The organism is Legionella saoudiensis (assembly GCF_001465875.1).
GTDB classification, from domain to species: Bacteria; Pseudomonadota; Gammaproteobacteria; order Legionellales; family Legionellaceae; genus Legionella; species Legionella saoudiensis.
Genome location: NZ_LN901318.1, coordinates 77,836 through 97,173 on the forward strand (window position 1 = coordinate 77,836; position 19,338 = coordinate 97,173).

Below are 19,338 nucleotides of genomic sequence, written 5' to 3' on the forward strand. Positions count from 1 at the left end.
TTAAGCCCCCACGCTATTCATATTCGATGCAACTTGCTTTTCAACGCGTGCAACGCGCTCGATTAACGCAAGTTTCTCTTGAAGTTTTTTGCCAATTTGCGGCTCGATTGATGCAACCTTAACTTGTGCCTCACGTACTCTTTTTTGAACTTGTTTGATTAAATCCTCATTCAGCTCAGAGCCGGATGTTGCATTATCCACTTCCGTAAGCAACTCGGTTAAATAGTGAGTCAGTAGATCTTGAGCAATCAACATTGAATATTCTTCTACATCAACCGCGGCACTCGCATATTGGGTACTTAAAAGAACCTGCAAAAACTTCATTACCGGTAAAGAAATCATACTCAAAAAACTTTTATCCTGAGCTTCCGGTGCTTGATCAGACACTAGCTTGTTACGAAGACTGTTGATCATTTCTCGAATTTTATAAGTTAATGTTGATTTTTCAGGAATGGTTACGTCTGATAATTTGACCGTCATGCATTGACTGGCACTTCCAGAGTCAGTACAACGCCAAATTTTTGCAGTATGAACACCGGCTTGAGTTCCTATTAACGCATTAATCAAATCTGCATTTCCAGCCAATGAAGGCACATTCGTCACCTTACCTTGCCTATCGATGATGAGCGTCCCTGTTAAACTCATCACCATTTCTGCAAGTTCTGAATCGGTATTGAGAAATGACTTGGATTGTAAAATGGACCAAACTAAATTTTTGTTAAGTACAACCTGCTTCTTACGCTCTTCATCTTTAGATGCTTTATCCATAACCGAATCAAAACCTCTACCCGAACACGCCATTCGCGCTTGAACATAATCACTGTACAACCCTTCTTTGCCCATAGCCGCTTGGTCTTTACACACCTTTTGTTGGCTTGCCGCTGTTTTGGGCCACATTCCACCCACTAGATTTTCAGCAAGCTGGCAGGAGTTAATGCTTGAATGATTGGCCATTTGCTCTAACTGTTGTAAAAAGTCTCGAACTTGTTTGAGTTCGGGTACTGTTGAGGCCAACATCACATCCACAGCATAGGCTCCCGCATTGGTCATCACGGATTTACCCAAATCCACCAACTTTTGACTGCTTAAAAAACTCATGCTGCCGGTAAATAAATCAATCCCCCCACATCCCGCTCGGTAGCTGGGTAAATCCAACTGAATCAATTGATATTGCCTTATTTGATTGCGAGCATATAAAGAGCCTCCACCAAAAAAACCTGCAGCCTGCGACTCATAAGCAGCTGGTGAGGTCACGTTGGAGGCATACCCCATCCCATTAAAAAAAGCATCCAAATCAGAGCCAACATTGGCATGAAGTGCGCTTGAACCCATTAACAAGAAACTGGCCATCAATCGCTTCATATTCCCCTCCTCTTCGGCTTAGATTCTGGATGCGAAGAAAGTTCACGTGATTTAGGCCAAGCTTCATCAGCAATTCGCTCAGCAAACCCATTGCTCGGAACTGCACCTTTAAATTGAATATCATCAAAAAAGTGCTCCCGGCTCCTATCCTCTGGCGGATTAGAGGCCAAGCTTATAAGTAATAATAAAAGTGCGCTCATAAGGCACCGCCTTGATGCTCATGAGCCTTAATTAGAGGTATCAGTTGTTCCATCCTCGTATCAAGCTCCACATAACTCATAGCCCCAAATGCCACGGGAAAGAGTTGTTTGGTATCAGGATTTACCATAAAAAGAGCGGGGTAATTAATCGGATTTCCTTGAAATGCCGCATTAATCCATTCGGTAGTTGCCGGAATAAATTGGGGAAACTCAGCCAAGGGCTGATTGTCTAATGACAAAGGCAAGATACGCACATGATGTTGGCTTGCCCATTGTTTTAAAATCGGGGCAAACTGTCTGCAGTGAGGACACTGACTGCCGTAGAATAAGATAAATCCATGGTTTTTATAAAACCCATCTTCTGGTGATTGAATAGGTTGAATGCCCCGACGTTCAACTTGTGGACGCTCCTTTTCAGAAATTAAATCAGATAACCATGCCGCCTGACTCGAAGCACCCAATGAATAAAACATCAATACAATTCCTAACAGTCGAACCGAGCTCATACACTACCTCCTTTAAATTGGGTTGCCACCTGTTCAAATCGTTCCATTAATACATCCTGCGTGGTTAATCCAAAAGCCAGCGGAGCAGTCTTCTTGCTGTTTGGATTAACCAACAAAATAGCAGGGAAATAACGCACCTTCATCTGATTGGCTTGCCCAACATCCACCCGTGAACCCGGTAGTTCGGGTGCAATCACCCCATCCACACTCACTGGCATCAGCGCTAAATTAAATCGCTTACAAAAATCAGAAATAATGGGAATTTGCTTGATGTCGTATGGACTTTTACCGCGATAAAAAAATAACACCCCATGGGTTTGTGCCATTTTAGAAATCAAATGTGTTCGTGCTTTATCACGAAACTCATCCGTTATTTTGGCTCCAATATTTGAAGTAGGATGGGTTACGGTATAATCGTATTCGGGATAAGCCAGCATCGTTTGTTGAAAGAGTTGTTTAAATCGGGAAGATTCTTCCAACCAATAATGCTGTAAGCTTAAAAACACGCGCATATCCTCTACACGTTTTGTATGGCGTGCTTTATGCAAGGCTTCCATGGTGTAGAACCTGAGTACCGCATCCCGCTGAGTGAAACTAAGCTGGTTAAAGGGAACACCTTTTTTAACTTCTGGGGCTCTTTTTTTCGCTTGGAGCGATTTTTCTTTTTTTATGTTGTACCAAAGAAAACCCACAGGCTCCTCTTCAGCAAAACACCAAGAGCTACACACCATTAAGATAATAAATAACATTTTAGTCATGAGCCTTCCCCTGTGCACTCAAGTGTTGAATGCGAGACTGATTCACCTGGCTAATTTGCCCATTATTCGGAGGAGTCATTCGGTCGACAAATTCTTTTTCAATGAGCGACATATCCAGTGCAGAAAAATTAATGCGTTCTAATTCTTCAGGAGATACCCCCCGACAATTCGCCTCATTGTCGTCATCTTTGGCCCGGCCAAAACTGATTCCCAACTGGCTGTAACGTCCTTGAATTTGAATAATGGCCGCAAGAGCATTCGGAAAAACACACCATGATTCTTTCGTCTCCACACATCCCATCATTCGCTGAGCACAATACTCACCCACCTTAAATGCACGTCCTTCCTCTTTGGCTTTAGCAAGACGTTTTTCATCATCACTGCAATGCGTCATCTGATAACTGCTGCCGCAACAATTACGCATGTTTGCAAATACCTTTCTACAGGTTGAGTTATGTCCTTTAAATATTGCAGTAACACCGCTATGAATTTGATTGGCGGCTACATCGCCTGCAGCACCAAATAAAACACCTAGACGAGAAATTCCCTCTCCGGCATCGGTGCTTTCTTCTATTTGTGACTCATCACACTGGCCATCGGCACAGCCCACCGTTCCTGGACAAACCGTTTTTTCAGGAAGGCATTGTTGTTCCATGCACCGAAAGGTTTGCTCATATTGGGTACATTGATTCTGTTGGTGTGCACTACATTGCGAACCCACTTGAGAACATCCTTGATTCATCAAACCCGTACATCCACTCCTGGTGATGTACATGCATTGGTAGTTATATTCTTGCTTCCAGCAGGGACGTGTGACGAGAACCCCATTAATCCAGCGTGCTTGGTTTGCATCCAAACATTTATTGGCTTCTTTAATGAAGCACTGCCCTTGGTTAGTTTGAGTTTGGACTCTATCGCAATCGCGATGCATCCACTCGTCATCTGTAATTTTTTGCGTGAGCGTAATGGTTAATTTGAGTTCACGCTCCCAATGAGAACGTTTTATTTTGAACGTGGGATCTGTACAGGTAGGGGTTTTTGTAATGTTTCTCGTTCTGTTGTTTGTAGTAACAGAAATATCCACCCCTTCACATCGTTCTAAAAACTTAATTAAATGCGCGTCAGAACAACGCCATTCCCCCTTAGCACAGCGACTTAGATCAACTGTAGTTTCTAAACCAAAAGGAGATACTTTGATTGTTCGGGTCACTGTTTGGCTAATCGGTTGGACTGAAACCTTCAATTCTTCTGCACAGGTTAACCCCTTATAGGCAATTGATTCGAAACACGTATGATCCGAGCGTTTTTCAGTACACTCCGCCTTTTGGGTATAACATGCGCCATTAAGTACCTCTTGGGGATTATCTAATAGCTGTTCCGCATAACGAACTTCAGGACTATTGGCCGATAATCGAGACGCATGCCTTCCTGCATTACGATAAATATCCTGACCGGTAGCATTCGAACTTAATGCATTAATCCCTGAACGTTTTAATTCCTTGGCCTTTAATGTTTGTTCTTTAGGACTCTCAGTAAAACCGGGTAAAATCGCTGAAGGATTTAATCCTTTCAGTGCATTCATAGCACGCTCGCGAGCCGTTAGCGCATCATTTTTATTTGCAGCCAAAGCACAACCACTCAACAACCCAATTAAAAGAAATCGTTTAGCGTTCATCACGACCTCGTAATTGTTTTAAGCTCAAGCCACTCACGCCTTGCAGTGCAATTCGCTCCAATCCCTTGGCTAAGGACAAATTCCCATAAATCACATCGAATTTTTTCCCATTATCAACGACTAACGCGGGCACTGACGTGATGGAATAACGTTCAAATGCCGTGGGATCGATTTGCAAATTAAGGTTAGGGACACGTTGAGTTAAGCTCATAATTTTACGAACCGTTTTCTCCATAGAATCCTGATGTAATCCATTTAAGTAGACCGGTATATTTAACTGCACACTCTCTTGTAGTGTTTCAATTAATAATTGCTTGGGCATCGAAAAGCTCACATACACTGAAAAGGTATGTGCCAAGCAGGTTACGGACACAATAAACTGCATAAATAAACCGATGATTAGGCGCATGCTGTTATCTCCTCATAATCCAGTCCGCAGTAACGATTCCAAGCTAAGAAAACGCCAATCACGGCAATGATCAAACACAAGGAGCTATTGGGAACAATTTTATGGGCGGCTGATCCGTAACGTAAAATTAAGTCTGGAAAAACAAATAGGCAAAAATTCAGCGTGGAATAACGAATCACATGCAATAAATCATGGTAACAACGCCATTCCCAATAATATTTGACCGCATAGAACGTTCGAAATAACGAAGAGCCAAACAAGAAGAGCCCGGAACACCAACATAAAAATAAAAAAAACTGGATCAATTTGCTAGGCTCACAAAGGGCTGCAACATCGTCTGACGTTATTATTGAGAGGATACTACCCGTGTGAACACAGATTAATACGAAATAGCATCCTAATAATCCAATCAAAACCGAATTTCTTAATAACTTAAGATTCATTTCTCACTCCATTTTATAAAAAGGTGCAATTACGCTTTCGCCAAACTAAAAACCCATATTGAGACGGTTTATCCGCTCTGATTTTCCCCGCCTCCCAAGCAAGAGTGCTGTACCCAGTTGGGTAACAATGTGTTCCATCAGCGACTTGATTAACCAACTCATAGCGGTATCGTGATTTTGGGGTCACTGGGTAATATTGCTCTTTACAAATGGCCCCTGACTCAGGACTGGAATCTGAAAGAAGAAACTCACGATGCATCTTATAATTCATACGCTCAGTCAGTAATAATGCGGTTTGTACAGGGGATACTGGCGCATTCACATGGCCAGTTAATGGGTAATGAGTTCCTTGGCTTCCAGCACACCAAAACAGTTTATCCATTGGCATTTTGCGCACCGTAGAGGATAAACTGTCTGCCGCACAGGATGCTTGCGTCATGGGATTACCGAACAAAATGGATTCAGGACTTAGTACAAAACTCATTTCTGAGTCCATCCATGTGGGATCAAGTTCGGTTAAATACGCGATGTCAAAACCTCCTCCTTGCAAACACCCCACAGAGGTAATTAAATTAAGCCAATAAATTAAGGGATACTTGTACCAATGCACATGAAAAAACGCATGTTGCTGCCCCATTCCGACAACATGCCTGCCCCCTTGAGCCGACTTAAGACCGATATTGAGCTTGGTTCCTCCTAAATTAACCAAGCAATAAGGCGTATCCGTAACATCCGTTAATGCCATGGGCTCCCAATACCCAATATTTAGCCCTACCCTCATCCCGATGTTCGTTGGGCACATGCCTACAGGTAATTTGGCATTGTCAGTATCTTCTAAAGAGGAGTGAACAATTTTGGTATTGCCAATCGAAAGCGGAAACAAACAGCGCCAACACACATCTTTAATGGGATTTACAAAATGTCCCTTACATGGAGCACTGGATATTTGGAAAGAGAACAACATCCCCAAAACAATCAAAACACCCTTAATTCTCATCACCGCTCTCCTTGATTGCGACCTCATTAATAACCAAATGATGATTCAATCGGCTCACTCGCGCGGGAACACCAGCAATATGTAACTTTCGAGTGATGCGGCCCTCTTGATCAAAAAAAATCGGCGCATTTAACGTTCTTTCGGCCTGTGAAATGGCCCCACCCGTGAGAATGAATTTGGCGTTAATACACCCTAATGCTTTTTTCTTGGCCCAACGAATTTGAGCCTCATCATCTGCATTAAAAAATAACCAACACGGTTGATAGGAGGGAAGCTTCTCTAATGCATTGATTCGCGTCCCTTTGGAATACAGCATCCTTCCAGTACTGTCTTTAATATCCTGTGTTAGTGTCAGCTCAGGTGTGTACTCATGACGACGTGAATACCTCACACGGGTTAAACTCAATGGCTTGGGACGATTTGCATGTTCTGCAGCCGTTTGTAGCCATTGTTGATTGAGTTTCTCAATTGCTCCTTGAGTGCTTAACTGAGTTAAGCGTTCATAAATGAGTTTAAGGAAACTCTTCTCTTTGATTGGAAATACCGCACCCGCAACACCTAATGAGTGCGCATTGAGTGCAGAACACTCAAGAAAGAGAAGCCCTACTAAAAGAATCCGTCTCACACCGAGCTCCTCATCGCCGTGCTCAACATCAGCATGAGTTCAGAAGTCACATCCACACCACCACCTAAAACACGGTGCTTTTCAATCACAAGAACATGATGTTTGGTTGCGTACTCATTAATGACTTTGGGTAATATCCTTTTCAATTTTTTAGATGCATTAGCGATTTGTGCCTCGGTGGCCTGATGCAATGCCAATTGACGAATTAGTTGAGCCTGGACTTGGTCCGTATCAAAAAGTACCACTTGGGGTCTACTGTTCCATACCCCTCCAACGCCTAGAGCCAGGGCAAACAACCCCATGCCTAAACCATACTTCCATGTTATGCGCATAGTTCGGCCCCATAATACTTGTACGCGACTTCCTTAATTGCCGCAGCCATTGGAGCCCCCTGTTTTATCAGCGCTTCAATATCACTGTATTCTTCCCCAGAGGTAGAAAACAAAATGCGAGAAAATGGATCGCAGAAATAACGATGAAAACTACTCACAGAACCAAATTGCAGCATGACATCAGAAAAACCTTGTACTTTTGCTTCGCCAAACGAATCAATTAATGTGGACTCCAAAGAGGAAAAATAATCAGGATGTTCCGCTATGAACCGTTTAAAATCACCTTGTCGCATAATGATTTTAGTATCTGCACTGGCAGCAATGGCGGCTCCTTGAACGGTTCTTACCGTGTCTTTAAGAAATTGCGTAATGACAGAGAAACCACCCATGTGTTTTCGAGCAGTACGAAATCCCTGTTCAATAAAGGCGGCACAAATAGGGTTCGTTCCATTGGCCAAAAATCGCCATGCTTCATCGATAATGCACCGCTTTTGTCGTTTTCTATCGGAGTTATAAAATTGGCCTTGAATAATGACAATCATGACAAACATCACAATGCTCATTAATTCAGGATCACGTTGTAAATCACCTAGTTCCAAAACGACAAAGTTAGACCCATTGAGTAAGGGGGTATCACTATTGAAAATATGGCCATAAATTCCATTGCTTCCATATTTGTCCAATAAAATAAGCAAATCTTTAAGACGTTGATCGTTTTTCGAATCAGGATGTTCTAACAAATCACGAAGTGCATTCAACACATCATCCATTCGTGTCTTACGGCCCTCTTTCTCCCAACTTTTCAATACCGCCGTTAATAACCACGCACGCTGTACTTCGCTAATCGGCTCATGAGGATTAGCCATAATCGCTAACAAATCACGGATTTGGGTGTAATCATTGACCGTTTCATCTTCAAGTTCGGTAACACCATCAAAGTCAAATAAAGTAAATGGATTTAATGTGAGTGTTTTCGCATTAATATAGGTTCCACCAACCAAGTCACATAAGTGTTTGTAAGATCCCCCTAAATCAATGACATAAATTTGCTGCCCCCGTGATAAGCCATCCAAAATTTGGGCCTGTTCAAAAAACGACTTACCTGAACCCGTGCTCGCAACAGTTAATCGATTGTAGTTCGTTATAGGCAAAGCCCTGTCATCAAATATGTCTAAATAAAAGAGTTGATTACGTATAGTAGGCAATAACAAGCCTTGATTTGACCCCTTAAAGTCAGCCACAACAGGGGCTAAATTGGCCGCATTGTAGTGACTTAATAGTTTCGTTTTCCCTAGGAGCTCCATAGGTGAAAAAAGCCCCTCCGTTAACATAAAAGGGAGGCTTGCTAAAAATCGCAACCATTGGATGCAGGGGCTTCTAATTAGGGTAAAGTCTAAGCTTCGATAACATGAAATGGCTTTTGCGACATGTTGACGCTCGTGTTTTTCATCCGTAAATAAAATTAAATTATAAAACGTGGGCATTAAATGCAGATCACCTTTGGAGGCCTGCGCATGAACAAATCCCCACTCGTTTGCCTCATCGCTTATCCCTGGATTAATAAACGATTGCACCTTATTGTTATTCGCATCAGCAGAACTAGCACGACTTTTAGCGCGCGCTTTCATTTTTTCCTGACTGGTCCCACGAATGGTGAACGACAATAAAAATGGGCAGGGTATGCCTTGCTCTTGTCTTAACACATTGGCAAATAAATCAGGGGTTTGCCATAACGGAAAGGAATTTTTGGGATAAGAAACCACTTCACAACTGACGATCCGTGATTTATGAAGCACGCCCTCATCATCAGACACCGAAACGTTGACTGCATTAGCTCCTCCTTTATATACCGTAGAAGGTCGAGGGATTGTGTCACTTAATCTATCCGAAGAATCATGTACTTCAGGCCAGGAGAACTCATTAAAATTTGGAGAAACGACTGCACGTAAAAATACTTGAAAATCCTGAGCATCACAGCGAGAGAAACAAAAACTCGCTACTTTAAGTTCGGACTCAAAATCATGACGTAATTGGACCAACTCATGTTCTACACCAGGGCTTTTTTTCCGCGAAATAAAGATCATACATTGATAATCCGCGAGGGCTGCAGGAATATTTCGATTGTTTTTATATCCGTTGTGTATGGCATTCAGATGATATTTAATGCTCATTCGTGCAAGTTCTGCATAAATACCTCCACGCTCAAGAATTGGCCCAAAGTTATTTTGGAGTGAACCGGCCAACCAAGGATGCTTGTACATCATGAAGGTGCAATCGGTTCCATAGGTCAATTTATTTTTAAACATGGAAGCCAATGAATTAATCAAGGTTTCGTCTGCGCCCGGCATAGGCAATAACATGAGTCCAAACCCAATTGAGTTGCGATTAACAAAAAATCCATTCTCATCGACTGACTCGTAGGGGAGTAGTTTTGAAAACGAAGGCAAATCAAGATTTAATGATTCGTTCGCATGATAAATGTCTGCCAAAGAGTCGGGCTTAACTCCCTCCGTTTCGCCTAAAGCATGACTCAGGCGATGAAAGGTAGCACGCGCCTTATCCCTTAACTTCATGATTTTTAGCTCCATGATTTCCCCTTAACTGATTTTGAAACCCATAATGAACTTCCGTTGCTCTTTTGAACGACACGCCCATACCCAACTTGACTGTGATGTTTAAATTTCGTGGAGTACGATTTTTTTCGAACATAAGGCACGGCCTCATCTGCAAAACGCGTCATGTCATCAACCTGCTCAATGGTCAAACAACTGTCTGTTGCCGTGGCTTTACATGCGGTATTGGTACTTATTGAGCTGCATCCAACACAACCTAAACCCATCAGAAATAGTAAACTGGACCTAATTACTTTCATTGACGTTCTCCTGCACCCATGCGACTTGCCGCATTAACCTCATCGATTCGTCCTAAAACCTGGGGAGGAACCGTGAAGTTCATTTCGTTGTTTTGATTTGAATGCTCCTCTTGCACCACTTCTTGTGCTAATTCTCGTGCTTCATGAACTTGTTTTTTGGCATATTCTTGTTTGTCTTCATCAGGCTCTAAATAGAAACCATCTTTAAAGACCACCGTCACTTCATTACCGGCACCAATAGGGATAATGGGATGGTATTGTTCTGCACGTTTGATGTAGTATTGTGCCAACATATCTCCTGACTTGGATGCGCCTCCGTATGCTGCATAAGGAACAATATTTCCCGAAGGAATAATGGATGTTGCCCCAATAGGACTAATGTTTTGCATACTTTGCGCATATTGTGCCGCAGAGGTGACTCCTGAAATGATTCCGCTTAAACCAGCCCATTTCATGACCTTGCCATCCTTCATCACCGGAGTGCCTTTAATTCCTACTTTTCCTTTATAAAAAACCCAGCCAGTAACCCGTTTGTCAATGATTGGCTGTCCAGGATATGCACACGATAAATTATAAAGAGAAGGAATAGCACGCTCGCTGGAAATATCTCCGTAAGTAAAACTACTGACACGACATCCGTGTAGCCGCGCACGTTGACCATTGGGTAATCGTGCATCTTCGATAAACTTAAATATCATGGCTCCATTTTCTTTCGCCTGACCATTCACCGAAGAGTCAGCATCCGCACCACCTAAAATAACCGCCTTTACGGATGTATTTGAGGGAACATAGTGCTTGGGATTAAGGTAATTTTTATAATGATTACTGTGTCGCTTAGGTTTAGGACGAAATGACACCACATGAATCTTAGGTACTGCATCCGAGTGAACGGCCTCACCCAGCTGATTCAATGAATTCATGGCATAACTATTCGCACTGTGCCAAAACCCGGAATTTTTTGCCTGATTTAATTCGCTCGGTAATTGCGACTCAGCCTCTGGGCGTTCTGCAGATTCCTGTTTCGCAGTAGCAAGTGATGCTAATTGAGCACTTAATTCGTCTTTTTGTGTTTTTAGTTCAAACTGATGTTCCTCATTCATTTTTTTTATGTTGCGTGTTAACTCACTTAGTTGTTTTTTAAGTAACTCCACTTCGGTTTGTTGAGCTGTTAACGCATTTTGAGCCACCTCTTCGGTAAATGATTCTTCAATAATACCGGTCAAATCGGCGGATTCTTGGGCTTGAGGTTTCTTCTTTGCATGCCCACCCGCCATCAACGCAAATACAACGAAAAATCCCATAATCAAACTGCCACCAATTAGAAGAAGACGGCGGATTTGGACTTTTTTAACTAATTTATTCAGTTGCCAGTTAGCCATGTCCGACCCCTTGGATACGATAAAGTGTTGCTGATTCACCAGGCGCAATTGTTGATTTGGAAAATTTCACAGCCAAAGTGCCGTCTTTTACAAACCAATCTTGCGCCAACTGCAGCGGATGTTTTCCTCCATTTCGAAGCGTGATTGCTTCGCCCGAAAGCTCTTTTCCTTCCCACGTTTCGTTTATTTGCAAGGTAAGACCACGATTCCACCGCTCCACCCGTCCAAAATGACGCTTCACGGCAACATCAGTAAACGGTTTATGCTGTTCCATATGAGACAGCAGTGAAGTAATTGCTTGTGGCACCTCTTCCTCAAGCACTTTTTCAGGCTTTTTCACCGGAGATTCTTTAGCAAGAACAGGGACGGGTTCCTTAGGAATTAGTTCAATGGTTTTTCCTAAAGAATCCTCAGTGTTCACTGTAAGCGAATAGTGGCGGCCTAGTTTTGTGGTAATAAATAAAGTGACCGGAGCCCTTACAGGGAGCACATACACACTATGGTCCCCTTTGTCTTGTTGAATACCTAACGCGCCGGGTGGGAATGCAAAATCCCAGATTTCATCATCTTTAATGAGAATTCTATTGTAGTTATTTGCACTCAAAGACAAGCTAATCTCCCCGTTATTAGCAACCGGAACTGCTGTCTGCGCAAAGCTATTCATAGAGAATAAAATAAGCGCAATCTTTAGTTTTTTAACCATTTTTGTTTTCCTTTTCTACTGCAAATTGGACTATTGATAAGCGACCTTGAGCATATCGAAATGCTAATTTGTAGACCCTGGCTTCTTCGCTTATTTGTTTAATTCCCACATACCGCGCCAAACGTCCCTTTACCTTGACCGTAAGGGTTTGAGGTGATGGAAAAATATGGGTAATGTAGAAATTTGACGATATTTTTTGCGCTTTAATTATTTTCGATTCGGCATTCAACGTCTTAACGAAATCAGCGTAATGTTTTGGATTAACAAACGCTAAAAGCTGCTCATGATTTGAATGCACGGTTTCTGGTGTCACATTAAGGCGGGCATAAACAAAATTCTTAGTCATAAGACTTAAATAATTCTCATCGACATGTTGAGCACTCTTAATGTATCCAGGACTACCATAAAATGGGGTTATTTCAATACTGTGTCGATTCCACCCCATATAGACCAGAAAGGACAAAACCACATTAGCAATGAGTAACCCAAAGACCAGACACACCATTAAGTTAAATCGTGCAGACAGCTGACTCAGTTTATTTTGATACACCCGATAATCCATATTAATCTCCTTAAGCAACCCATACGCGGTAATACGACTTTGGTAATCTAGGCAGGAAAAACTGCGTTATGGCATGGGGTAAATACCAATATGCCAAAACAAGCAGGGCCTTAGGCCCCTGTCCTTTTTTGATTGCTCGTAGCCCACTAACAAGACTAAAACCTAGAATGCTCACCAATATTCGTTGACTTAAAAAAGTAAAAAGCAACAGACTAATACCGGCCACAACCAACTCATCTAGGGTCAATGTGAGGTATCGCTTAGGTGCATCAATATGATTCAAAAACGGATGGTGCATTGGATTCATCGCATGCCCCTTTAGTGAAACACAAAGATTTTAAGGAGCGCTCCTGGGATAAATGCGATAAAGAACACACCAAAAAATACTTTGGGGTTTCTCGCGGCAACCGCAAGCGCTGTAGCAGCAATAATGTCGATTAAGATAAAGATCCCCCAAAACTTCGCATCACTGGAGAATGTATCTTTCACATCCCCTTCCAATGCATTAACCAATAGGTCTTTAGCAAAAAGACTATGTGACATGATGAACATAAGAACCATAAGCGCCCCTTTGTTCATAAAATTAATCAATGATTTACCCGCGTTCATGTTTCGTTCCTTATTCATTTACTGATGCACGAAAAATTGATTCCAATTCACGACCTAGATTGCTTGCTTTCTCAATGTAAGGCTTCATCATCGAGGAAAAATAGCTGCAGTCCTCGTAACGCGAACGGACACGCTCCAAAGTTCGATTCACAAAGCCAAGGTTATCTAGCGCGGACTGTATTTTATTCGCGTTAATATACGTAGCTGTTTGCTGCATCATGATTCCTGAATAACCCACATCAATAGAACAATGCTCTTTTGTGTTGGCATTGGCTAATTGGCTTAAACTAGCCCCTAGATATTTGCATTCGCTAGCCAATTCATCTTTATCTACAGATGCTGAAAATACAGCACCTGACAACACGACTGAACTTAAAAACAGAGCTGCTTTTTTGTATAAATTTTGTTTCATTTTCCTTCGTCTCCTTTTTTTAGGTAAAAAAATCCCATCAACCACAATATCTGGTCGTTTTTAGTTCATTTATTTCTTTTTAATTACGGACAGATAGTGTCCGTGGTTTAAAACATTCCTGAAATTGTTTTAACCAATCCTTGCTCTAATGCAGGACGTGCCTCAGAAAATTTCAAATTCACTTTATCCGCATTGGATACGATCCGCGTGCTGTACGTCTGAAATTGGCTCGTTTTGGAATAAGTCTGTTGCGTGCTACTCGACGCTCCACTAGCAAGATTTGCTTTGAATTGTTCTTTTACTTGCACCCCTTTCCCTACACGCTCACTTATTCGGACATCCGTAATCATTGTGATGTTTACGGGCTTAATAAGTGCATCAGCAGCTACTCCTACCACTCCTCCCACGACTCCTCCAGCAATCATTCCCGAAGTATTGCCAGATAAAGCACCTAAGGCAGTTCCTGCAACAGCACCCGTTATCGCCGACCCAACTCCTCCATCTAATGCGGATTGACTAGCAGATAACTTCATCTTTCCTATCTGAAGGACTGTGGCTTGTACCTTATAATGTGCACTGTCAGGAGATGAAACTACTTTATAACCCTTCGCTGATAACGCAGTTTTTAAAGGAGAACTAATGCTAACGTCTTCATCTGTAGTATTTTTTATTGAAATAAAAACTGTTTTTTGTTTAGTTGAAACATCTTCCAAATAAATTGGATCGCTAAGTCGCGTACTTACCTGTAACGATCCATGCTCCAATACTGTTTGAGTCGCAGCACAACTCATAAGCATTACAGCTCCACTCACAAGGAGAATAGATTTGACGGTTGTTGTTCTATGTTTATAAAGAAAATTCATTTAATATCCTTATACCCTTTTTATATTATTAGTGATTGCTCAATCAACATACATTGGTATGATGACTATTTATTGGTGCATTGAAAGAACCGATTCATCTTCAACCATAGTGTCAGAGTTGTCATACAAATAGCTTTCCTTAATAACTTCAACACAACGATTCATTGCAGTAACCACAGTAGGTTCTTTAAAAAAGGAATATCCTGCAGCAAAGGCAACCCCTAAGCTTATCGAAGAAGTTAAAGCCGTAGCAGCAAAGGCGGGTAGCTCAAATGCCAACAAAGAGGCCATAAATGCGAAGGGGGTTTGCCAAAGCCCTGAAAGAATTCCTAACCCAAGACATAAAGCGCCGCCAGTAAGTAATGTTGCACAAGCAATTCCAACAACGGCAATACCCAGCACTAGTTGATAAGAAGCATTAAATTTGTGACCTAGAATTGATTTGCATCTTATATGAAATACATCTAGAGGATTTATCGAATCATTAGGTTCATTTATTAAGCTATCTAATAGCTGTGTTGCTGCCGAATACAAATTAATTTGGGTAATTGGATCAAGATTTTTTATTTCCTGGTCTAATAATTTAAATGATTCATTAATCTGTTTTCCTTTCTTTACATTTAGACCATTAAGTGATTTTAGATATTTCTTTTGACAATATGCCAAAGCTGATTTAGCTTCCATTTTTTCCCTTACATATAAATATTAAAGTTCGAATTAACCCATTTAGTTTTTTAATTTGTTTTATCTGATCTCTTTCTTGTCTTTTTTTTTCCTTTATCTGCCTATAAATTTCTAATCTATTAACAGCCATTTCCTTTGGAGCCGATATTCCAACGTCAACTTTTCCATCAATATTTTTAAGGATTGTGATACATATTTCATCAGTAATCATGATGCTCTCACCCACCTTTCTGGATAAAACCAACATTATTTACTCCACATCTACCAATTGATTATCTATGGGACCATATTCAGAAACCGATACGTAATTACTCAAATGGTGTTCCAACCTTAATATCGCCTCTTGAACTTTTTTACGTTTTGACCTTATTGCTGACTCAGAAAGTAGCTTATTAGAGCTCGCTGATAGGCGGAGTGTTATATAAACCTTTTCGTAATTGATATCAGATTCCAATTTTATTTCCTTACATTAATTTTCATATTATTCTATGCTCGATAAAACAACTTACTTGTCAAAGTGTAAAATATTTGTTACATTTTGGTGTAGAAAGATCTAATAAACATGTTTACCTGCTCGAATACGAGTATCTTGTCTCATTAATGAGACAATTGCAAGTTTTTTTTAAAAGGATGATAGATGTCTTCTTCATTAACAGATATTAATTCCGTGCTAGCCTGCCTATTAGATAAGGCGTGTATCAGCGAAGCTGAGTTAGCAAGAGAAATACAGATACCTCGTGCTACTATAAATCGACTTGTATCTGGACGAACGCCGGACCCAAGAGCCTCTACATTAAATGCCATCGCAGCTTATTTTAGAGTTTCTGTAGATCAATTAATTGGTAAGCAACCATTATTTGACAATAGCCAAGATGTAATTCTGAATACAAACAGCTTAATCCCCATAATTGAATTAGACGAAGCTTTTGAATGGAGCAAAGTACTTTCTAATATAACACCTACAAATCATTCCGATTTCGTTGTTATAGACCACTCTACTTGCCAAGGTAAATTTGGTATAAGAGTTAAAGGGGAATCCATGTGGCCCCAATTTCAGATCAATACCATTTTAATCATATCGACTGAAAAAATGGCCAAAAATAGGGACTTTGTTATTGCTTACATTAAAGAATCAAACGAAGTCGTTTTTAGACAATTGATGATTGATGGTAACTACAAATTCTTAAAAGCCATTAATACTCTTTTTCCAGCTATTACCTTCCAGCCCGACGATAAGCTCATAGGTACAGTTATTCAAACAAGACTAAATTTAGATTAATTATAAGTTTTATATAAGGATTTAAATGAATTTTTTTAGATTTATTTTTAGCTACTTTTTCCAGCTAAAAAATTTATACGGTAATTTTGGAACTTGTCACAATGGAGATAAAGTATATTATCTAAAGCTTGACGGCTATTATTATTGTGTACAAAAGCAATGTACTTATGTAGTCATAAGGATTAGAAATAAAAGGACTTCTGAATCATATCCCGTCCTTGAATTAGTAAATGACAAAATTTATTTAAAAGAACTTCATCCCTTCGATGCCTTCATAATTGGTATTTTATCAAACAACGAAAGAAACGGAATTATCGACAAGAACTGTCTTGGATTAAAGAACATGAACAGGACTAAAGACTATAATTGTAATACAAAATACTCACCTATCTTAGAAGTTAGCGGAGCTTATTACAATGAGCATAATGTTAAAATTACAATTCTTAAATCCAAATTTTTTAATAAACAGATAGAAGTTTCATCCGCTGATTTATGTAAAAACCAATATCTAATTCACTCAATAGATAGTTTACAAGCTTTGGCCGTTGGTTACGAAACCAGCGAGGCTCTTATCCAAAATATATAATGGCAACGGCAGAAATGAATAACCAATTATTAAATAAACTTATACACGAAGATCAAAACCTTAAGTATTTCTATATTTTAAGCAACCTCTATATTTTTGGGATTCTAACTTCGCTTACAGTTTCTGCCCGGCTACTGCCATTCCATATACCTTTCACTAATTATAATATAGTTTTAAGTGGAGGAACGTGGATTATACCTTTTACATTTTTCATTCAAGATATTACTACTGAAGTATATGGATGCAATAAAAGTAACGGTATTGTCCTATTATCAGTACCAATTATTGTGGCTTACATACTTTATTTAAAAATTACGACATTTTTTCCTCTACCGAATACTCCTAACATTGTTGCTTCATATAATGAAGTTTTTAACTCCTTACCCAGACATTTAGTTGCTTTGTTAGCAGCTTTATCCGCAGGTATCCTTGTTAATAATTTTATTTTATCTAAATTAAAAACACGATTCAAAGGCAAATATTTACCCATAAGATTCATTATAGCAACAACGGTTGGCGAAGCTTCTCTTCAGATGATCGGAACAACAATTGCTTGGTTTGGTACACTATCTTTTACCACAGAGATATTACCATTCATATTATTTTCATTTTTTTACAAAGTATCTTTTGAAGCAATTCTAACGCCTGCAAACATATTTTTGTGCCGCTGGCTAAAAAAAGCTGAAGGGATAGATATCTATAATAACTAATTAATAAGGAATATATGCCTATTTTCGCCGCTATACAAATGTGTTCTTCTAGTTCAGTCGATGAGAATTTAAGTCTTGCTGAACAGCTAATAACTGAAGCAGCTAAGAACAATGCTAAATTAGTCGTTCTCCCTGAGATGTTTGCAATCATGGGTGATAATGTAACTACCAAAGTAGATGTAAAAGAACCCTTTGGAGAAGGGAAAATCCAGTCTTTTTTATCCGAACAAGCTAAAGCCAATAAAGTTTGGATAGTTGGTGGAACAATTCCCATTGAATGCAACGAAGAACAAAAGATTAAAGCCGCATCGTTGGTATATGATGACACAGGAAAATGTATAGCACGTTATGACAAAATACATTTATTTGATGTAACTCTTTCTGAAAATGAGGTATATCGCGAGTCAGACAGCACAGAACCAGGAAATAGTTTGTGTATTGTAGATACACCCTTCGGTAAAATTGGACTGGCCGTTTGTTATGATCTTCGATTTCCTGAGATGTTTCGCTGCTTCTTTAATGAAGGTGTTGAAATTATTTTACTTCCAACTGCATTTACTGAAAAAACAGGCAAAGCACACTGGGAGGTTTTATCAAGAAGTAGGGCAATAGAAAACTTCTGTTATTTTGTAGGCTCATGTCAAGGAGGGCTTCATTCTAATGGAAGAACAACTTATGGAAATTCCATCATTATAGGCCCATGGGGTGATGTAATTTCCAAGAAAGAAAGCATAGAGCCGGGCATTATTTATGGAAGCATGGATCTGAGCAAGGTTCATGAAGCAAGAAAGTCTATCCCCGTACATAATCATCAACGAATATTTTTTGATACCTCGGGCTTAAACAACATCAATGAACACGATGATGAACGTACCTTAGAGTACAGAAGTTCGATACACATGTGACTTATTCCTGACAGGTTATATTATTTTAAATGCCTGTCAGTCTATTTTTTTACCTTTTTATTTTGTAATTTTAGTGGCTCAAAAATTAATGTTCATATTTTATATTATTTAACTGAGTGAATTTCGCTTTAATGCAGATAGATTCGGACGCTTGTTAATACATTAAGTGTACGCGCCGCGTACACTTAATTCCTGATTCCAAACAAGCCTCTAATCATCATTAAATTAGATCGTATTTAGTTATTGGTTTAGATAAATGAGAGCAATTGTTAGATTACAAATAGATCTCCCTTAAACACAAGAACACTTCAGGTTCTGGGGGATTCTTAAGTGTACGCGGCGCGTACACTTAATTCCTGATTCCAAACAAGCCTCCAATCATCATTAAATTAGATCGTATTTAGTTATTGGTTTAGATAAATGAGAGCATTTGTTAGATTTCTAAGAGATCTCCCTTAAACACAAGA

At 40.0% G+C, this 19,338-nt stretch carries 26 protein-coding genes; 4 read left to right on the forward strand and 22 right to left on the reverse strand.

What is annotated here, in order from left to right; all coding sequences use genetic code 11:
* The 22 genes from BN3124_RS00440 to BN3124_RS16580 form a co-directional block, all read right to left on the reverse strand.
* Complete coding sequence (locus BN3124_RS00440; RefSeq protein WP_058532912.1) at positions 1-1,362, reverse strand: conjugal transfer protein TraH; 1,362 nt, start codon at positions 1,360-1,362, stop codon at positions 1-3.
* Positions 1,359-1,562, reverse strand: a complete 204-nt coding sequence (locus tag BN3124_RS00445; protein WP_058532913.1) for a hypothetical protein — start codon at positions 1,560-1,562, stop codon at positions 1,359-1,361. The genes BN3124_RS00440 and BN3124_RS00445 overlap by 4 nt, the downstream gene beginning before the upstream one ends.
* Entirely contained in the window at positions 1,559-2,068 is a 510-nt protein-coding gene (gene trbB / locus BN3124_RS00450; protein WP_058532914.1) for a type-F conjugative transfer system pilin assembly thiol-disulfide isomerase TrbB, read from the reverse strand. Before trbB ends, BN3124_RS00445 begins: the two co-directional genes overlap by 4 nt.
* Positions 2,065-2,826, reverse strand: coding sequence for a type-F conjugative transfer system pilin assembly protein TraF (traF, locus tag BN3124_RS00455; protein WP_058532915.1), 762 nt, complete (start codon positions 2,824-2,826; stop codon positions 2,065-2,067). Before traF ends, trbB begins: the two co-directional genes overlap by 4 nt.
* On the reverse strand, positions 2,819-4,501 hold the full coding sequence (gene traN, locus BN3124_RS00460) for a conjugal transfer protein TraN (protein WP_058532916.1): 1,683 nt from the start codon (positions 4,499-4,501) through the stop codon (positions 2,819-2,821). Before traN ends, traF begins: the two co-directional genes overlap by 8 nt.
* Positions 4,491-4,910 (reverse strand): type-F conjugative transfer system pilin assembly protein TrbC, encoded by a 420-nt coding sequence (trbC, locus tag BN3124_RS00465; protein WP_058532917.1) that lies wholly within the window; start codon positions 4,908-4,910, stop codon positions 4,491-4,493. The genes traN and trbC overlap by 11 nt, the downstream gene beginning before the upstream one ends.
* The gene (locus BN3124_RS00470) at positions 4,901-5,353 is read right to left on the reverse strand and encodes a hypothetical protein (protein WP_058532918.1); all 453 of its coding nucleotides are present in this window, start codon (positions 5,351-5,353) and stop codon (positions 4,901-4,903) included. Before BN3124_RS00470 ends, trbC begins: the two co-directional genes overlap by 10 nt.
* Before the next feature lie 13 nt (positions 5,354-5,366).
* Positions 5,367-6,317, reverse strand: a complete 951-nt coding sequence (gene traU, locus BN3124_RS00475) for a conjugal transfer pilus assembly protein TraU (protein ID WP_407927372.1) — start codon at positions 6,315-6,317, stop codon at positions 5,367-5,369.
* Between the two features lie 22 nt (positions 6,318-6,339).
* Complete coding sequence (traW, locus tag BN3124_RS00480; RefSeq protein ID WP_058532920.1) at positions 6,340-6,975, reverse strand: type-F conjugative transfer system protein TraW; 636 nt, start codon at positions 6,973-6,975, stop codon at positions 6,340-6,342.
* On the reverse strand, positions 6,972-7,307 hold the full coding sequence (locus tag BN3124_RS00485) for a TrbI F-type domain-containing protein (RefSeq protein WP_058532921.1): 336 nt from the start codon (positions 7,305-7,307) through the stop codon (positions 6,972-6,974). Before BN3124_RS00485 ends, traW begins: the two co-directional genes overlap by 4 nt.
* Entirely contained in the window at positions 7,298-9,895 is a 2,598-nt protein-coding gene (gene traC / locus BN3124_RS00490; protein ID WP_058532922.1) for a type IV secretion system protein TraC, read from the reverse strand. Before traC ends, BN3124_RS00485 begins: the two co-directional genes overlap by 10 nt.
* Positions 9,886-10,179, reverse strand: a complete 294-nt coding sequence (locus BN3124_RS00495; RefSeq protein ID WP_058532923.1) for a hypothetical protein — start codon at positions 10,177-10,179, stop codon at positions 9,886-9,888. Before BN3124_RS00495 ends, traC begins: the two co-directional genes overlap by 10 nt.
* Positions 10,176-11,558: a TrbI/VirB10 family protein gene (locus tag BN3124_RS00500; protein ID WP_058532924.1), complete on the reverse strand. Its 1,383-nt coding sequence runs from the start codon at positions 11,556-11,558 to the stop codon at positions 10,176-10,178. The genes BN3124_RS00495 and BN3124_RS00500 overlap by 4 nt, the downstream gene beginning before the upstream one ends.
* The gene (traK, locus tag BN3124_RS00505; RefSeq protein WP_058532925.1) at positions 11,551-12,261 is read right to left on the reverse strand and encodes a type-F conjugative transfer system secretin TraK; all 711 of its coding nucleotides are present in this window, start codon (positions 12,259-12,261) and stop codon (positions 11,551-11,553) included. Before traK ends, BN3124_RS00500 begins: the two co-directional genes overlap by 8 nt.
* On the reverse strand, positions 12,254-12,823 hold the full coding sequence (gene traE / locus BN3124_RS00510) for a type IV conjugative transfer system protein TraE (RefSeq protein ID WP_058532926.1): 570 nt from the start codon (positions 12,821-12,823) through the stop codon (positions 12,254-12,256). Before traE ends, traK begins: the two co-directional genes overlap by 8 nt.
* Before the next feature lie 10 nt (positions 12,824-12,833).
* Positions 12,834-13,130 carry a type IV conjugative transfer system protein TraL gene (gene traL / locus BN3124_RS00515; RefSeq protein ID WP_058532927.1) on the reverse strand — a complete coding sequence of 99 codons (297 nt, stop codon included), beginning with the start codon at positions 13,128-13,130 and terminating at the stop codon, positions 12,834-12,836.
* A gap of 11 nt (positions 13,131-13,141) precedes the next feature.
* Positions 13,142-13,432, reverse strand: a complete 291-nt coding sequence (locus BN3124_RS00520; protein WP_058532928.1) for a hypothetical protein — start codon at positions 13,430-13,432, stop codon at positions 13,142-13,144.
* Positions 13,433-13,442: 10 nt separating this feature from the next.
* Positions 13,443-13,844, reverse strand: a complete 402-nt coding sequence (locus BN3124_RS00525) for a hypothetical protein (protein WP_058532929.1) — start codon at positions 13,842-13,844, stop codon at positions 13,443-13,445.
* A 107-nt stretch (positions 13,845-13,951) separates the two neighbouring features.
* Positions 13,952-14,707 (reverse strand): complement resistance protein TraT, encoded by a 756-nt coding sequence (locus BN3124_RS00530; RefSeq protein WP_078061428.1) that lies wholly within the window; start codon positions 14,705-14,707, stop codon positions 13,952-13,954.
* A 69-nt stretch (positions 14,708-14,776) separates the two neighbouring features.
* Positions 14,777-15,391, reverse strand: a complete 615-nt coding sequence (locus BN3124_RS00535) for a hypothetical protein (RefSeq protein ID WP_058532930.1) — start codon at positions 15,389-15,391, stop codon at positions 14,777-14,779.
* Entirely contained in the window at positions 15,381-15,638 is a 258-nt protein-coding gene (locus BN3124_RS00540; RefSeq protein WP_078061429.1) for a carbon storage regulator, read from the reverse strand. The genes BN3124_RS00535 and BN3124_RS00540 overlap by 11 nt, the downstream gene beginning before the upstream one ends.
* 3 nt (positions 15,639-15,641) lie before the next feature.
* The gene (locus BN3124_RS16580; protein ID WP_078061430.1) at positions 15,642-15,845 is read right to left on the reverse strand and encodes a TraY domain-containing protein; all 204 of its coding nucleotides are present in this window, start codon (positions 15,843-15,845) and stop codon (positions 15,642-15,644) included.
* A gap of 183 nt (positions 15,846-16,028) precedes the next feature.
* Here BN3124_RS16580 and BN3124_RS00545 point away from each other — a divergent pair, with 183 nt between their 5' ends.
* Genes BN3124_RS00545 through BN3124_RS00560 form a run of 4 tightly spaced genes read left to right on the forward strand, consistent with a single transcriptional unit; the run spans position 16,029 to position 18,871 of the window.
* Positions 16,029-16,670: a helix-turn-helix domain-containing protein gene (locus BN3124_RS00545; RefSeq protein ID WP_058532931.1), complete on the forward strand. Its 642-nt coding sequence runs from the start codon at positions 16,029-16,031 to the stop codon at positions 16,668-16,670.
* Positions 16,671-16,695: 25 nt separating this feature from the next.
* Complete coding sequence (locus tag BN3124_RS00550) at positions 16,696-17,256, forward strand: hypothetical protein (RefSeq protein WP_058532932.1); 561 nt, start codon at positions 16,696-16,698, stop codon at positions 17,254-17,256.
* Between the two features lie 14 nt (positions 17,257-17,270).
* Positions 17,271-17,966, forward strand: a complete 696-nt coding sequence (locus tag BN3124_RS00555; protein ID WP_196398882.1) for a queuosine precursor transporter — start codon at positions 17,271-17,273, stop codon at positions 17,964-17,966.
* A 14-nt stretch (positions 17,967-17,980) separates the two neighbouring features.
* Entirely contained in the window at positions 17,981-18,871 is an 891-nt protein-coding gene (locus tag BN3124_RS00560; protein WP_078061431.1) for a carbon-nitrogen hydrolase family protein, read from the forward strand.
* Positions 18,872-19,338 lie beyond the last annotated feature (467 nt).

What these genes read in the sequence shown, in the direction of transcription:
- BN3124_RS00440 (WP_058532912.1), bottom strand. Translation starts at nt 1,362, where the DNA reads ATGAAGCGATTGATGGCCAGTTTCTTGTTAATGGGTTCAAGCGCACTT.
- BN3124_RS00445 (WP_058532913.1), bottom strand. Translation starts at nt 1,562, where the DNA reads ATGAGCGCACTTTTATTATTACTTATAAGCTTGGCCTCTAATCCGCCA.
- trbB (WP_058532914.1), bottom strand. Translation starts at nt 2,068, where the DNA reads ATGAGCTCGGTTCGACTGTTAGGAATTGTATTGATGTTTTATTCATTG.
- traF (WP_058532915.1), bottom strand. Translation starts at nt 2,826, where the DNA reads ATGACTAAAATGTTATTTATTATCTTAATGGTGTGTAGCTCTTGGTGT.
- traN (WP_058532916.1), bottom strand. Translation starts at nt 4,501, where the DNA reads ATGAACGCTAAACGATTTCTTTTAATTGGGTTGTTGAGTGGTTGTGCT.
- trbC (WP_058532917.1), bottom strand. Translation starts at nt 4,910, where the DNA reads ATGCGCCTAATCATCGGTTTATTTATGCAGTTTATTGTGTCCGTAACC.
- BN3124_RS00470 (WP_058532918.1), bottom strand. Translation starts at nt 5,353, where the DNA reads ATGAATCTTAAGTTATTAAGAAATTCGGTTTTGATTGGATTATTAGGA.
- traU (WP_407927372.1), bottom strand. Translation starts at nt 6,317, where the DNA reads ATGTTGTTCTCTTTCCAAATATCCAGTGCTCCATGTAAGGGACATTTT.
- BN3124_RS00485 (WP_058532921.1), bottom strand. Translation starts at nt 7,307, where the DNA reads ATGCGCATAACATGGAAGTATGGTTTAGGCATGGGGTTGTTTGCCCTG.
- traC (WP_058532922.1), bottom strand. Translation starts at nt 9,895, where the DNA reads ATGGAGCTAAAAATCATGAAGTTAAGGGATAAGGCGCGTGCTACCTTT.
- BN3124_RS00495 (WP_058532923.1), bottom strand. Translation starts at nt 10,179, where the DNA reads ATGAAAGTAATTAGGTCCAGTTTACTATTTCTGATGGGTTTAGGTTGT.
- BN3124_RS00500 (WP_058532924.1), bottom strand. Translation starts at nt 11,558, where the DNA reads ATGGCTAACTGGCAACTGAATAAATTAGTTAAAAAAGTCCAAATCCGC.
- traK (WP_058532925.1), bottom strand. Translation starts at nt 12,261, where the DNA reads ATGGTTAAAAAACTAAAGATTGCGCTTATTTTATTCTCTATGAATAGC.
- traE (WP_058532926.1), bottom strand. Translation starts at nt 12,823, where the DNA reads ATGGATTATCGGGTGTATCAAAATAAACTGAGTCAGCTGTCTGCACGA.
- traL (WP_058532927.1), bottom strand. Translation starts at nt 13,130, where the DNA reads ATGAATCCAATGCACCATCCGTTTTTGAATCATATTGATGCACCTAAG.
- BN3124_RS00520 (WP_058532928.1), bottom strand. Translation starts at nt 13,432, where the DNA reads ATGAACGCGGGTAAATCATTGATTAATTTTATGAACAAAGGGGCGCTT.
- BN3124_RS00525 (WP_058532929.1), bottom strand. Translation starts at nt 13,844, where the DNA reads ATGAAACAAAATTTATACAAAAAAGCAGCTCTGTTTTTAAGTTCAGTC.
- BN3124_RS00530 (WP_078061428.1), bottom strand. Translation starts at nt 14,707, where the DNA reads ATGAATTTTCTTTATAAACATAGAACAACAACCGTCAAATCTATTCTC.
- BN3124_RS00535 (WP_058532930.1), bottom strand. Translation starts at nt 15,391, where the DNA reads ATGGAAGCTAAATCAGCTTTGGCATATTGTCAAAAGAAATATCTAAAA.
- BN3124_RS00540 (WP_078061429.1), bottom strand. Translation starts at nt 15,638, where the DNA reads ATGTTGGTTTTATCCAGAAAGGTGGGTGAGAGCATCATGATTACTGAT.
- BN3124_RS00545 (WP_058532931.1), top strand. Translation starts at nt 16,029, where the DNA reads ATGTCTTCTTCATTAACAGATATTAATTCCGTGCTAGCCTGCCTATTA.
- BN3124_RS00550 (WP_058532932.1), top strand. Translation starts at nt 16,696, where the DNA reads ATGAATTTTTTTAGATTTATTTTTAGCTACTTTTTCCAGCTAAAAAAT.
- BN3124_RS00555 (WP_196398882.1), top strand. Translation starts at nt 17,271, where the DNA reads ATGAATAACCAATTATTAAATAAACTTATACACGAAGATCAAAACCTT.
- BN3124_RS00560 (WP_078061431.1), top strand. Translation starts at nt 17,981, where the DNA reads ATGCCTATTTTCGCCGCTATACAAATGTGTTCTTCTAGTTCAGTCGAT.